The sequence below is a fragment of the Pokkaliibacter plantistimulans genome, from assembly GCF_003194385.1.
Taxonomy (GTDB): domain Bacteria; phylum Pseudomonadota; class Gammaproteobacteria; order Pseudomonadales; family Balneatricaceae; genus Pokkaliibacter; species Pokkaliibacter plantistimulans.
The window spans coordinates 1-13,662 of record NZ_LAPT01000013.1 but is presented as its reverse complement, the minus strand read 5'-3'; the positions used below and the strand labels follow the sequence as shown (position 1 = coordinate 13,662).

The 13,662-nt window shown below is 54.7% G+C and carries 10 protein-coding genes; 5 read left to right on the top strand and 5 right to left on the bottom strand.

From position 1 onward, the window contains the following. Nucleotides 1-807 precede the first annotated feature (807 nt). A complete protein-coding gene (locus WH50_RS03570) occupies nt 808-2,139 on the bottom strand; it encodes an IS4 family transposase (protein WP_110186068.1) in 1,332 nt (443 codons plus the stop codon). A 163-nt stretch (nt 2,140-2,302) separates the two neighbouring features. Then, complete coding sequence (locus WH50_RS03565; RefSeq protein WP_110186067.1) at nt 2,303-2,932, bottom strand: YbhB/YbcL family Raf kinase inhibitor-like protein; 630 nt, start codon at nt 2,930-2,932, stop codon at nt 2,303-2,305. 312 nt (nt 2,933-3,244) lie between these two features. Between WH50_RS03565 and WH50_RS03560 the strand changes: the two genes are divergently transcribed. From WH50_RS03560 to fliB, 4 genes are all read left to right on the top strand, one after another. Further along, nucleotides 3,245-4,756, top strand: coding sequence for a sugar ABC transporter ATP-binding protein (locus tag WH50_RS03560; RefSeq protein WP_110186066.1), 1,512 nt, complete (start codon nt 3,245-3,247; stop codon nt 4,754-4,756). 29 nt (nt 4,757-4,785) lie between these two features. Beyond that, a complete protein-coding gene (locus WH50_RS03555; protein WP_110186065.1) occupies nt 4,786-5,772 on the top strand; it encodes an ABC transporter permease subunit in 987 nt (328 codons plus the stop codon). 73 nt (nt 5,773-5,845) lie between these two features. Then, nucleotides 5,846-6,778, top strand: coding sequence for an ABC transporter substrate-binding protein (locus WH50_RS03550; protein ID WP_207780163.1), 933 nt, complete (start codon nt 5,846-5,848; stop codon nt 6,776-6,778). 171 nt (nt 6,779-6,949) lie between these two features. After that, nucleotides 6,950-8,119, top strand: a complete 1,170-nt coding sequence (gene fliB / locus WH50_RS03545) for a flagellin lysine-N-methylase (RefSeq protein ID WP_110186064.1) — start codon at nt 6,950-6,952, stop codon at nt 8,117-8,119. Between the two features lie 279 nt (nt 8,120-8,398). Here the strand turns inward: fliB and WH50_RS03540 are convergent, their stop codons facing one another. Both WH50_RS03540 and WH50_RS03535 read right to left on the bottom strand, forming a co-directional pair. Next, complete coding sequence (locus WH50_RS03540) at nt 8,399-10,486, bottom strand: putative bifunctional diguanylate cyclase/phosphodiesterase (RefSeq protein WP_165838294.1); 2,088 nt, start codon at nt 10,484-10,486, stop codon at nt 8,399-8,401. Between the two features lie 86 nt (nt 10,487-10,572). Beyond that, the gene (locus WH50_RS03535) at nt 10,573-11,172 is read right to left on the bottom strand and encodes a YfiR family protein (protein ID WP_110186062.1); all 600 of its coding nucleotides are present in this window, start codon (nt 11,170-11,172) and stop codon (nt 10,573-10,575) included. A gap of 392 nt (nt 11,173-11,564) precedes the next feature. On the opposite strand from WH50_RS03535, the gene WH50_RS03530 reads away from it, so the two are divergent. Beyond that, nucleotides 11,565-12,452 carry a LysR family transcriptional regulator gene (locus WH50_RS03530; RefSeq protein WP_110186061.1) on the top strand — a complete coding sequence of 296 codons (888 nt, stop codon included), beginning with the start codon at nt 11,565-11,567 and terminating at the stop codon, nt 12,450-12,452. 145 nt (nt 12,453-12,597) lie between these two features. Here the strand turns inward: WH50_RS03530 and WH50_RS03525 are convergent, their stop codons facing one another. Continuing rightward, a complete protein-coding gene (locus WH50_RS03525) occupies nt 12,598-13,155 on the bottom strand; it encodes an RNA polymerase sigma factor (protein WP_243409983.1) in 558 nt (185 codons plus the stop codon). Nucleotides 13,156-13,662: the final 507 nt, after the last annotated feature.

Here is a 13,662-nt window from a genome sequence, read left to right as displayed (position 1 = left end):
AGAATATAAACAGGCAAGAATTACCGATAAATCAATAGGTAGAACAATGGACTATGTCAGGCTGCGCCGCTCACTACTGTGCGTCGCTGGGCTGATCCGCACCTCTCGCCGCTGAATACCAATTCCTATCATGAGGCAGTGCAGCCAGTCACAGCCGGAGAGATGACAGACAACCCCGGCAAAACGGGATGCAAAGGTGTCAAGCCGCATGGTATGCCACCGATCTTGAAGGAGTTAATGGCCGAGCTGGATCTGCCTCAACCCGAGCGCACTCGGCCCTTCTACCTCTTCCCTGCCCTTGCCAGATATTCCGGCAAGGGCAACCTCAATCTGGCAAGCAGCTTTGCACGGGGTGGGGCCGCAGCGTGTTTACCTGGCAGGACGAATAAAATACTTACTATGTATTTTAGTATTTTTAGTACATCTCATTTTCAGTCCGGATAAATCCCACTTCTCCCCTTAACACATGTCGGAGACCAACGCCGACTTGTCAGAAAGCGCCCTTCACCTGCTACGCAGACATTGTCTTTTGCCTGATTAACTTGTCTCCAGACACCTCGCCATGTCATCGAATGAAAATCGACAATAGATAACGGTATAAATACCAGTATTGAGCAACGTCCCTGGGGACAGAACCGCCATGTAAGGATGGAATGGAAACTGCCTTTCAGCAGCCGCAGCGCGTGGCCCGCGAACCTGTGGGCGATCCGTACCGGTTTACCCGCTACTCTCTGCTCAAAACAGGCAATGCGCGCGGCCAGACGGCCTGATCAGTAACAAAATGAGGAAGCATAAGCTTAATGCCAGTCAGTTAAGCTGACTGGCATTTTTATTTCTGGTCGGATACTTGGACGGCTTGGGTTTGACCACCCGCGGATAACTGCGATCCTCACGTCGATGAGGCAGGACGTAGTGCATAGCCGAGGCCTGTAGTTCGGCCAGGTAGCGAGGGATGTTGCCAGGATGCCTCAAAGAGACCCCGTTCAAGAAGCCCAGAATCGCCCAGGTGCAAGCGGTGAAGCTCATTTCACAAGGGTAGATGCCAGGGCAGTGGCGACTCATTTCCAGCATTTGATAACGCAGCAGGTTGTACCCCAGTAGTACGCCCCACAGTTCTTGTTCAATCATCTCCGGCGTTTTACTTCGCAGGGTGTAGTGACCCGCGAGCATGCCTTGCTTCATTTCTCGATAGCCCAGTTCGATTTCCCAACGCTGGCTGTACAGCTCCACGATGTCGTCGGGTGGGAAGTGCAGAGGATCGATCATCGATGTCAGTACCTGCCGCACTTTGCCCTTGATGGTCTTGCTTAATAACCGAGCCTGTAGCGTGTCTGGCAGGTCGGGCCATTGTTTACGCGCCTGCGGCGAGGTCTTTAGCGAGACGATGGCATCGTGGCGCCCTAACTTACGCAGCACCTCGTAGTGAGCATCCTTGCGCAGCAGCAGTAGCCAATGGCGCTGAGTGCCTGTCTGTTGCCAGCGATGAAGTAACCCCAGTGAATAGAAACCACGGTCGAACAAGGTCAGCGAGTGATCGGGTGTACTGTCGATCAGTTGTCCGGCCAGTTTCATCTCGTTGCTGTGGTAACCGGCAAAAGCGCTACTCACCAGCATGTGGCTGGTCAGCTCCATCTGGCAGACCATGCGAACTTGGGGATAGCCGGTATCGCCATGCTGATTACTGGCGCTGCCATAGTGCTTGCGGTTGTCGTCCGTATCCGGCGTGCGCCAGACCACGCCATCGACACTGAGCAAGCGCAAACCGGCCCACGTGGGGTGATTAGCGCTGGCATGCCAGCGTTGTTGAGTCAGGGAAAAGACTTCTCGCACCGCAGCACTGCCCAAGCGCTGGCGACCTTGCACGATGGCACTGGGCGCGACCAATGGCCTTTGCCCTGGCAGCATGATGTCCATACGGCTCGCGGCATCCCAGGCTGACATCCGGCGAAACAACGCCATGGCGATCACACACCAGATCATGGCTTCAAGGGGGAGACGTCGCTTACGCAGGGTCGCCACTCCCGCCGTTTCCAGTGCGGTGCTGACCAGCTCTGGATCAAGCAGCGCCCCCAGCTCGTCAAGGGAGTGAGTAGCAGAAGCCACTTCGTGAGTCAGTGCCAAGGCGCGGGAAAGTCGCATAAAAAATCCGATGCTCAAAACAAGCATCGGATTTTCGTTTCAGGGCGCAAAAGGTCAAGCTGTTAGGCTAAACTGACTGGCATTAAGCATAAGCTTCCCCTTTTTATGTAAGAACGACCTGGATGAATGGTATCTCCAGTCAGGCCCGCCCAGGTACCAGACCTTACCCCGCCACTGCCGGGTTCAGGGTGTAGGTCCCTTCCATGCTGGCCAGCCCCAGAATATGACCGTCCAGTGCATCCAGTATGTTCTGCCCCGTCAGGCTGCCTTTGACTTCGATACTGGGTACGTCCAGCGCATAAACCGTGAAGACGTAATGGTGGAGGATCTCATCATTCCAGGGTGGGCAGGGGCCATCGTAGCCATAATAGGTGCCGCCCATATCCGCATCACCATGGAACCAGGCCGTGTAGTCGTTGATGCCATGGCGCAACCCTTCCGCAGCAGCGGGGCCAGCCTTGCCGCGGGCAGTAATACCCGCACTCTGGCTGCCTTCGGTAATCTCATTCATCGTGGCGGGAATATCCAGCAGCAACCAGTGAAAGAAGTCGACCCGAGGTAATGAAGCAGGCACAACCTTGCCTTCCTGATTGACGTCATCTCCCTTGCTCGGCACATCGTAATCGTGGCAGACCAGCACAAAGGATTGAGTGCCCGCAGGTGCATCACTCCAGGCCATATGGGGATTCACATTGTCGGACAGCGCCACATGGCTGTTCGGGTCCATCTTTCCAAAGGCAAAACGGGGTGGGATCGCATCCCCATGCTTGAAGCTGGTACTGACTAATTTCATCTGTGGTCACCTGCCTGATTGTTGAATAAAGAATAACTACTCACAGTGATCTTGCTCGGTGGTCGTGACGGCAGCCATCGCAACCTTTGTACCGTCGGCCCCTCGCCGATTGTACTCATAGGGTCAGAATAGAATCGATCAATATTTGCGGAAAAGACCGCCTCTCTGCCCTTCACAATCACCAATATCTCCAGTCACGAATATTTCAAATGTTAACGGGCCTACGCCCGGATCAAATCTGCCATTCACATAAGCCCTGTGTAATCCCCTCCATCAGAAAACAATTTCAAGAACAACTGACCGGAGGCCGAGATGCACGCGGCGATACCGACTCCTGCCGAACCGACCCCGCTGCTGGTGATGCAAAACATCGGCAAACGCTTCGGCGCAGTACATGCCCTCAAGGGTGTGGATCTGCAACTCTATCCGGGGGAAATCCTGGCATTAATGGGCGAGAACGGCGCAGGCAAAAGCACGCTGATGAAAGTCCTGTCCGGCGTGTATCAGGCTGATGAAGGCAGCATCCTGCTGGATGGCAAGGCCTGCCAGCTGAAAGGCCCCGCCGATGCCATCGCGGCTGGCATTTCCATCATCCATCAGGAAATCAAACTTTCCCCCAATCTCACCGTGGCGGAGAACCTGTTTCTCGGTGCCGAGCTGAAAAAAGGCTGGCGCGTAGATCGCGCCGCCATGAACCGCGAAGCCACGCAGGTACTGCAGCGCCTGTCCTGCAGCTTTGCTGCCGACAGCAAGGTCGCCAGCCTGTCCATCGCAGAACAGCAACAGGTGGAAATCGCCCGGGCGCTGTTACGGCAGTGCCGGGTGCTGGTGATGGACGAACCCACCGCTGCACTTTCCAACCGCGAAACCGAGGCTCTGTTCCGGGTGATCCGCCAGCTGCGCGATCAGGGACTGGCCATCGTCTACATCAGCCACCGTATGGCTGAAATCTACGCTCTGGCTGACCGGGTCAGCGTTCTGCGCGACGGCACCTACATTGGCACCCTGGAAAAGCAGCAGATTGATGCTGAACGCCTGGTACAGATGATGGTTGGCCGCCCGCTCACCTCGCTGTATCAGAAAAGCCAGCCTCACGCCTTTGGCGACACCGTGCTGCAGATCGATGGTCTGACCGACGGGACTGACGTCGCTCCCTGCTCGCTCAGCCTTCGCGCAGGTGAAGTGGTCGGTCTGGCCGGTCTGGTGGGTTCAGGCCGCACCGAGCTGGCAAAACTGATCTTTGGTGCAAGCAAGGCCAGTGCCGGTTCGCTCTCCATGCAGGGCCGGACCATGCAGTTCAGACATCCGCAGGATGCCATCAACGCAGGCATTGGCTATCTCACCGAAGACCGCAAGGAGCTGGGCCTGTTCCTCGATATGAGCGCTCGCGACAACATGCTGCTCAACGTGCTGCCGAGTTTCGCCTGGCTGGGATGGCTCAAACATCCCCGCCTCAATCAGCGCGCTGACGAATGTATTGACGAGCTTAAGGTCAAGGTTGCCCATCGCAACGTCAGCGCAGGCTCGCTGTCTGGCGGCAATCAGCAGAAATTGCTGGTGGCACGCTGGATGGAAATCGCCCCCAAAGTGCTGATTCTCGATGAGCCAACCCGCGGTGTAGATATCGGCGCCAAGAGTGAAATCTACCGGGCCATCAGTGAGCTGGCCCTGCGTGGAGTGGCGGTGCTGATGATTTCCAGTGAGTTACCGGAAATTCTGGCCATGAGTGACCGGGTACTGGTCATGCGCGATGGCCATATCGCCGGTGAGCTGCCGGGCAATACCACTCAGGAAGCCATCATGGCACTGGCTACCGCGGCCTGAACCGAATTCCCTGCGTTACGGAGTCACCTATGAATACAACAACACTGACCAGCACGGCTCAGCCCGGGAAACCACGCGAGCTGAAAAACATCATGCGGGCGATGGGCATCCTACCGGTGCTGATCATCCTGGCGCTGATCTTCTCGCTGATGTCTGAAAACTTCCTGACTCAGGACAACCTGCTCAATATCGCCCGGCAGGCTTCCATCAATATTGTGCTGGCCGCAGGCATGACCTTCGTCATTCTGACGGGGGGAATCGATCTGTCGGTCGGCGCCATTCTCGGCTCCTCCGCTGTGGTCGCCCTCGCTCTGAGCCTTGACCCCGGATTTGCCGGATGGAGCGTCCCCCTTACCCTGCTGACGGGTCTGGGCATGGGCCTTGCCAATGGTCTGCTGATTGCCTTTGTCGGGTTGCCACCCTTTATCGTTACCCTGGGTTCCTTTACCGCCCTGCGTGGGGTGGCCTACCTGCTGGCAGACGGCCAGACCCTGTTCAATGCCGACATCAGCTTTGCCTGGATCGGTAACGATTATCTTGGCCCCTTCCCCTGGCTGGTCATCATTGCGCTGGCCGTCATTCTGGTCAGCTGGCTGATTCTGCACCACACCGTGCTCGGCGTGCGCATCTATGCCGTCGGCGGCAACATGCAGGCGGCCCGTCTGACCGGTATCAAGGTCGGTGGCATTCTGCTGTTCGTCTATGCCATCAGTGGTCTGTTCTCTGCCCTGGGCGGGTTGATGAGCGCCTCACGCCTGTACAGTGCCAACGGCAATCTGGGGATCGGCTATGAGCTGGATGCCATCGCCGCGGTGATTCTTGGCGGGACCAGCTTTGTCGGCGGTGTCGGCACCATCATTGGCACCCTGATTGGCGCACTGATCATCGCCACCCTCAACAATGGACTGGTACTGATGGATGTGTCTTACTTCTGGCAGCTCGTCATTAAAGGAGCTGTCATTATCCTCGCTGTGATCCTCGACAAGTATCGCAGCTCCTCGGGTGCCCGCACCTGAGAGCGTACACAACGCCCTCACCGGAGCCCCCCTTTCGATCCAACGAGCAATCCCCTGAACGAGAACGTACACGATGAAAAAAATGCTAAAAACCAGTGTCGCTGCCGTATTTGCTGCCAGCCTTGGCATCACCGCTGCTCACGCCACCGAGCTGAAATCCATCGGCTTGTCAGTCTCTGACTTGGGTAACCCCTTCTTCGTGCAGATTGCCAAGGGCGCGGAAAAGAAAGCCAAAGAACTCGGCGGTGACAACGTTAAGGTGACCGTGGTGTCCAGCGCCTACGATCTGCAGCGTCAGGTCAGCCAGATTGACGACTTTATCGCCAAAAAAGTCGACCTGATTCTGATTTCTGCTGCTGATCCGAAAGGGATTGCCCCAGCCGTGATACGTGCCAAGGCGGCCGGTATCAAGGTACTGGCGGTCGATGTAGCGGCCGAAGGTGCCGATGCCACCATTACCACCAACAACGTTCAGGCTGGCGATATTGCCTGTGAGTACCTGGCCAAGAAAATGGAATACAAGGGTGACGTGGTGATCATCAACGGCCCACCCGTTTCTGCTGTGGTTGATCGCGTTGACGGCTGCAAGAACGTGCTGAGCAAATACCCCGATATCAAGCTGCTGTCAGATAAGCAGAACGCAGGTGGCAGCCGTGAAGGCGGGCTGGAGAAAATGACCTCATTGCTCACCGCCTACCCCAAGCTGAAAGGCGTCTTTGCTATCAATGACCCAACCGCTATCGGTGCGGAACTGGCCGCCAAGCAGGCACGCCGCAGCGACTTCATCATCACCAGTGTCGATGGTGCACCGGTCGCCCAAGAAGCCCTGAAGAAACCCGAATCCATGCTGGTGGCCACCGCAGCCCAGTTCCCCAACCTGATGGCGGAAAAAGCTGTTGAAGTGGGATACGACATGCTCAACGGCAAAATGCCTGACCAGCAGGTCATCCTGATTCCGGCTGAACTGGTCAACAAAGACAACGTCAAGGATTACCGTGGCTGGTAATTGAAGCCTCCACACTACGCCTTTCAGAACAGGCAGTTATCACCCTTTGCGGGCCCGATGCTTTTCATCGGGCCCGTTTTTTTAGCCACGCAAACTCAACTACCGAAACCGAACTCAGTCAGGTATTTATGCCACTCAAGGCATCAAAGTCATGCAGACTGAGGGAAAATCATGGCGCAGCCCACCACTCTGGCCTTTGCCTATATCGAAGAGTTTCGTTGCCTGGCAGACCGCTGCCCGGATAACTGCTGCCATGACTGGCGAGTAGCTATCGATGAACAGCGCGCCAGACTGTATCAGCACAGCTACCCGCCCCTGTACGACATTATTGCCAAAGATGAAGCGGGTTATCACATGAACCGCGTCAAGGCAGAGTGTCCGGCACTTGATGATGGCCTTTGTGCCATTCACCGCGACTACAGTGAAGCCCTACTGCCTGACACCTGCATGAACTACCCCCGCATGTATCGCGCCTTCGACAGCTTCCAGACCAAGGCAGGTACCCTCAGTTGTCCGGAAGTTGCCCGCAAGTGCCTGACAGACGCTCGCCCTTTCGCACTGGTTGACAGTGTATTGCCCGACCATCATCAGCAAGGGCACGGGCTGACGCAGCAACAGGCTCATGGGCTGGATGCCTGCCATTGGCAGCAGCTACAGGCTGCGCTGATTGACCAGATACTGGCTAGCGAGCGGAGTCTGCCAGAGGTGCTGCAGCGGTTAGCCCTGCAAGTGGAAGCGATGGAGCAGCAGCCAGTGACCCAGTGGCGCATGCTGCTCGACAGCTCTGTTGAATGGCAGCCAGCCAGTAGTGCGGATGCAGCCTGCTCTTCCACTTTGCTACTTACAGTCCTGCTGGAGCAACTGGATCAACCCGCTACGCCGGAAAGCATGCGCCAGGGCGTCCTCAATGCGTTTGATGTACTGCCAACCCAGGGACAACCTGAGTTCTGTCTGCAACCGCGTTATCAGCACTACTACGCTCAGTTCAGCAAAGCGATGGATCAGCGACTGCAACGCTATACCGCCGCAGAAATCACCCGCACCGGCTTTCCTCTGTTGTCCAGCACCTCGGCTGGTCAGGACTACGGCCTCAGCCTGCGCGAATGGTTCCATACGCTGGTGATCCGGGTAACGTCATTGCGTTTGCTGGTGGTCATCAACAGCTGCAATAGCGATGCGACAGCGCTGGCAACGGATGAGCAGTGGGTCGAGTGGGTCTATCAATTCAGCCGCAAAGTGAATCATCAGCCTGTTGGCGCCTGTGAGCTGGCATTGCGTCTGGAATTGAATGAGCAGGGGTTTACCCGTCTGGCGACCTGTCTGGATTTTGCCTCTTTATAGTGGTTTTCTTTGTCGCCAGTTGCGTTGTCCCGCTATCAGAAAGTGTCGTCTCTCTATCACGAAGAGTCGTCTCTCTATCACGAAAAGTCGTCCCACTGTCAGGAAAAAAAGCATCAGGAAAAGAGAGCGCTCAGCCCTCGTGCTAGTAGACTCAGCCTCTGAACAGCAGAAAGCAAGGCGCGTTACCGGCCTTGCCTCATGTACCGAGGCATCACGCTGTAGGATGTGATAGCAGCGCTGACGTGTCCGGCAGTCGCTGCTCCCACGCCGGACACATCCTTATGCCCGCACACCACTTCTCACCCGCTCATGATCAGCTGAACGATTTCTTGCTATCAGAATCTGGGTAGCTTGCATGGCAGGTACCGGGCGACTGAAGAAGTAGCCTTGCATCTGGTCACAGCCAATATCGCGCAGCAATTTGGCCTGCATCTCGTCTTCCACCCCTTCCGCAATAACTTCCATATTCAATGCCTCGCCAATCGCAACCACGGCTTTGATCAGGGCCAGACTTTCCCGGCCGTTGTTCAGACGGGAGACAAAGCTGCGGTCCACCTTGATGCGATTGAAGGGGAAGCAGTGCAGATAGGACAGCGAAGAGTAGCCGGTGCCGAAATCATCAATGGCCAGCAGGAAGCCCACCCGCAGCAACTGCTGCAGCCGGGTACGCATCACTTCGGTGGTTTCCAGCAGGGAGCCTTCAGTCAGCTCCAGCTCAATGCTGCCTTCCGGCAGGGCAAAGTGCTCCAGAGTGGCACAGAGGCTGGCCATGGCCGCTTCATTGCGAAGCTGATAGCCCGATAAATTGATACTGACCCGCAGGTCTGGCTTGATCTTCTGCCACTCAGTCAGCTGAGTGCAGACTTCGGTTAACACCCATTCACCGATGGGGATAATCAGGCCGCAGTCCTCAGCAATGCCGATAAACTCACTGGGCGCAATGGCGCCAAGCTCAGGGTGGCGCCAGCGTAACAGCGCTTCAAAACCAATCAGCTCATGATTCTGTGAACCGTACAGCGGCTGATATTCAAGTACCAGCTGACGCTGCTGGATGGCATCGTGCAGGTCATGCTCAAGGCGGAACTTGATATCCATGTCGTCAACGCTGCCCGGCAGGTAAAGACAATAGGCATTCTTGCCCTGCTCCTTGGCCTGATACATGGCCATATCGGCATACCGCACCAGTGAGTGTTTATCCCTGGCTTGCTCAGGGTAAAGGCAGGCACCGATACTGGCCGTGACAAATACCTTGGTGTTCGCCACGTTAAAAGACGGCGACATCACCTCAAGCAGACGATTGCCCAGATACTCCAGCTGAGAGCTGCTGGCCTGATGCTGAATGATGATGGCAAATTCATCACCACCCAGTCGGCACACCATGTCATTGCCACGAACACTAGACTGCAGGCGCTCAGCCACCAATCGCAACAGATCATCACCGGCTTCATGGCCGAGGGTGTCATTGATCTTCTTGAAGCCATCCAGATCGATAAACAGTACCGCACAGCTGCCCGACTGATGCTCGGCCTGAAGAACAACCTCTTCCAGCTTTTCCTTGAAGTAATGGCGATTGTGCAGAGAGGTAACGTTATCGTAATAAGCCAGCTGATTAAGCCTGAACTCCGCCAGCTTACGTTGCTCAAGTTCTTCACTCAGACGCGAGTGATGACGCTGCAGCTGCCCCATCATCCGGTTGAAACTGTGAGCCAGCTGCCCCACTTCGTTATCGGGCAGCACATCAGCACGCAGGCTGAAATCCTGATACTTCTCTACTTTCTGAGTGAGCTGGAACAGCTGATACAAGGGTCTGGTTATGCGGGTCGCAAAGCGCCACCAGAGCTGATGTGAGACTGCCAGCACGACAATCACCGCCAGCAGGCCGAACAGCAGGTCAAAACCCAGACTGCGATACAGTGCGGCCAGACTGTACTCAACAGCCAGAGTGCCGATCACCTGCTCATGCAACGTCACAGGGTGATAAAGTGTCAGGCTGCACCAGCTGAGATGCCAGCCCTGCCCGTTTGCCTGTAACGGCTGGCAGGCAGCGTCACTTGCCCGTGCAAAATGTCCGAGCAATTGTCCATCCGGCAGGAACACAGATGCCTGACGGATACTCGGCACCACATCCAGCGCCGACAGTACCTCCTGCGCATCGCCTTTATCGCCAAACACAATGGCAGCGGCAATGTTGCGCCCGGTAATGCTGGCATTCACCTGCATGTCAGCCAGCAAAGCCTGACGCTTGCCAAGCACTTCATAGCTCAGGGTACACACCAGCAGAATCGACAGTGCCAGTGCGGTCAGACGCACCCCCAGCATCACCAGTTGCCAGCGGATTGTGCGGTATTTTGTCTCGGTGGTGGCCATGTAACCTCCCTCTCTGGCGCTAGCAGGCGGTTGAAAATCTATCTGCGTTACCGAATACCGCGTCATAAACGTTTCTCAACGGCCTGTTAGCGCGAAGCCACATCATTGGCCAGCTTCAACAGGCGGGCGCTAAAGTTCAGCCCCACATTGCGTGCCGCATAAAGGTTGATGTCGAACTGCAGGCGGTTGTCCCGGCTGGCCAGCCCGATCATGAAGCCACGGGGCACGCCTTCCTCTCCGTCAGTAACAGTCAGCACCGGCAACGATGCCAGCTTGTGTAATGCCTGACTGAGGTTGTCCTGATGCTCGCTGTCGAGAAAAAACATACGGCAACTGCTCCAGTCCTGATCCAGCTCGGTATGGACTATCTCTACCTGGGCGCCCTGTTGCACAGGTTTACCCTCCAGTCGGTGCAGTGCCTCATCCATCGAGGAGTCACCCAGTACACAGAGGCGGAACGGCGCACCAATACGCTCTGGCCATTCCGTAAACAGGGCAAAGTTATAGAGGTAGGCTGCCTTTACCGAACGGCTGGCGGTATCAGCAAGGCAGCTGCTGACCAGCAATCCGGCCAGGGATGCGACGATGATCAGCAGATGCAGGGAACCAAAACGCCGGACGGGCCGGTGACACGTCGTGGCTTTAGCCCCTTCAATGCTGTGCAATTCGCCTTGCTGATGAGTCATGTGCCACCACCTGCTGCTCAAGACGTGTTCAGGATCTGCGTCGTATGGGTGCCCTGATTTTCACTCGGTACACCGACCTAACCTGCAAGCATGTAAACGTTACTTGCTGGCAATAGGTGGTCAGAGTACCGGCCTGTGTTCCCTTACTGACGTTCAATTACTGAACAATCTCACCTGCTTCGGCCATCACTGACAGGCCCGTGATCCGACCAGGTGGTTTGAATGGAGGGGATAGCACTGGCCAATGTAGGAATTGCCTTACATCTGTCGAAGGCGATATTGCAACTGGAAGCTCCAATGTACTTAAACGCTTGAGTCGCAATTGATGGCAGATATTTTTTTATGGATATTGGCTGGAATATTTTTTCGCATCACGCATTACAGGTCGCCTCATGAACACCCTCAATGCCATGCAGTGCTTTTGCAGAATTGTCGATCTGGAAAGTTTCGCCAGTGCGGCCACCGATCTCGGTGTATCAACAGCACAGATCAGCAAACAAATCAGCGCGCTCGAATCCCACCTCAAGGTACGGCTGCTCAACCGCACCACGCGCAAAGTCAGCCCGACCGAAATCGGCATGCTCTACTATAAAAAGTGCCAGCAGATTCTGACCGACCTCAGTGAGCTGGAAAGCATGATCGAGCAACAAGGTAAGGAGCCACAGGGCATACTGAAAATCAGTGCTCCCATCGATTTCTCTACCATGTATCTGATGAATGTTTTTGCCGCCTTTCAGCAAAGTCACCCGAAGATTCAGCTGGACATCAATCTCAGTGACCAGTTTGTCAGCCTGATTGATGAAGGGCTGGATGTCGCGATCCGTATCGGTGACTTACCTGACTCAACGCTGGTCGCCAAACGTCTGAGTACCACCTATCTCAGCCACTACGCTGCACCGCGCTACCTGCGTAAGCACGGCACGCCACAAACCCCGGAGGAACTGAGCGAGCACCAGACCTTGCGTTATGTGATGAATGGTCGTGAATTCGGCAATGCATTGCCGAAAAGCCGGTGGACCATGTCCTGTAATAATGGACGGGCCATGTGTGAAGCAGCTGCCCATGGTGCGGGTATTATCGCCAAACCCAATTTTATGGTGCTGCCCTATCTGCGCAATGGATCACTGGTAGAAGTCTTGTCGCAGCACCGTCGGCCACCGGTGGGCATCTATGCCATCTACCAGCACCGTACTCACGTGCCCTGCAAGATCACTTACTTCGTCGATTTTCTGGCGGATTATTTCCGCGATCAGGATGTGTGGAATCACCCTCAGGCATAAGCACCTTGCCTTCAGCATGAAGCTGGATGCTCAGATGCTGCTTTCTATCTATAGCCATCTATAGCTATCTATAGTCGTTTTCACACTTGCATAAATCAGAGGCCAGCCTGCGTCACGTGCGGATGGCCTCAACAATACCGCCCATTCACATCTCCATATGCCGCTTGAGACTCTGACGTGCACGCGACAGACGCGAACGTATGGTGCCAATCGGTACACCGACATGATCAGCGGTGTCCTGATAGCTGTACTCAGCATCAACAATCAGCTGGAACATGGACTGGATATCATCGGGCAAATCATCCATGGCAGCGACTGCACGATCCAGCATCCGCTCATGCTCTACCAGCATGCCAGGATCATCTTCGATCTCACTCTGCAGCTCTGACAGCAGGGCATCCGTCATTTCATCCAGCTGCGGCTGGCCATAGTGGCGCTTGAAGTAGTTACGGGTCAGATTGACTGCGATACCAAAGAGCCAGGTTTCAGGCTTTGAGCCACCATTGAATCTGTCCTTGCAGCGCATGGCTTCCAGGTAGGTCAGCTGGAGCACGTCCTCTGCGTCTTCCCGATTCCAGATACGCTTCTGGATAAAACGTTTGAGCCGTTCATTTTGTGTACGACATAGCGCTTCAATGTTGATCACTGCCGTACTGTCACTAGTACTAGCGGTGCTGACCGGCATTACACTGATACTCTGCATATCCATCCCCTTTTAACCCTTCACTACGCAGCAGCAACTGCAATTCGAAGTATGCTCAATCGCTTTCATCTGAAACAAATAACCATCAAATGCAATCGACAGGTAAAGATATAGCAAAGAGATTTAATCAATATCAATTAAGAAAGAATATTAACCGTATAGTTAAAATCTATTCATTCCCCTCTCCAACAATCACTTTTATCTTTCATTTTCAATGTGTTAACACTCATTCTCCAGCTCACCACCAGCCTTGACAATTGTTTACGAAATGGAAATTATCTATTTACATACCGGCTTATTTTTAAATGCACAATATAAGTAAAAACATCTAACTATTAATGTAGGACTATCCCTACAGACAATATAGGAATAGACAAAAACTAAAAGAAACCCAATATAGCAATATAGTTATCACGAATAACAAAAATGCAATATTAGGATTTTAAAACATTGGACTTCACCACTTTTCCTACGTTCAAGCGGCAGGGCTTTGTTGCACAAATCGGA

Excerpts from the sequence above, each read along its gene's own strand:
- WH50_RS03540 (WP_165838294.1), bottom strand. The coding sequence starts at position 10,486 with ATGGCCACCACCGAGACAAAATACCGCACAATCCGCTGGCAACTGGTG.
- WH50_RS03560 (WP_110186066.1), top strand. The coding sequence starts at position 3,245 with ATGCACGCGGCGATACCGACTCCTGCCGAACCGACCCCGCTGCTGGTG.
- WH50_RS03525 (WP_243409983.1), bottom strand. The coding sequence starts at position 13,155 with ATGCAGAGTATCAGTGTAATGCCGGTCAGCACCGCTAGTACTAGTGAC.
- WH50_RS03570 (WP_110186068.1), bottom strand. The coding sequence starts at position 2,139 with ATGCGACTTTCCCGCGCCTTGGCACTGACTCACGAAGTGGCTTCTGCT.
- WH50_RS03550 (WP_207780163.1), top strand. The coding sequence starts at position 5,846 with ATGAAAAAAATGCTAAAAACCAGTGTCGCTGCCGTATTTGCTGCCAGC.
- WH50_RS03535 (WP_110186062.1), bottom strand. The coding sequence starts at position 11,172 with ATGACTCATCAGCAAGGCGAATTGCACAGCATTGAAGGGGCTAAAGCC.
- fliB (WP_110186064.1), top strand. The coding sequence starts at position 6,950 with ATGGCGCAGCCCACCACTCTGGCCTTTGCCTATATCGAAGAGTTTCGT.
- WH50_RS03565 (WP_110186067.1), bottom strand. The coding sequence starts at position 2,932 with ATGAAATTAGTCAGTACCAGCTTCAAGCATGGGGATGCGATCCCACCC.
- WH50_RS03555 (WP_110186065.1), top strand. The coding sequence starts at position 4,786 with ATGAATACAACAACACTGACCAGCACGGCTCAGCCCGGGAAACCACGC.
- WH50_RS03530 (WP_110186061.1), top strand. The coding sequence starts at position 11,565 with ATGAACACCCTCAATGCCATGCAGTGCTTTTGCAGAATTGTCGATCTG.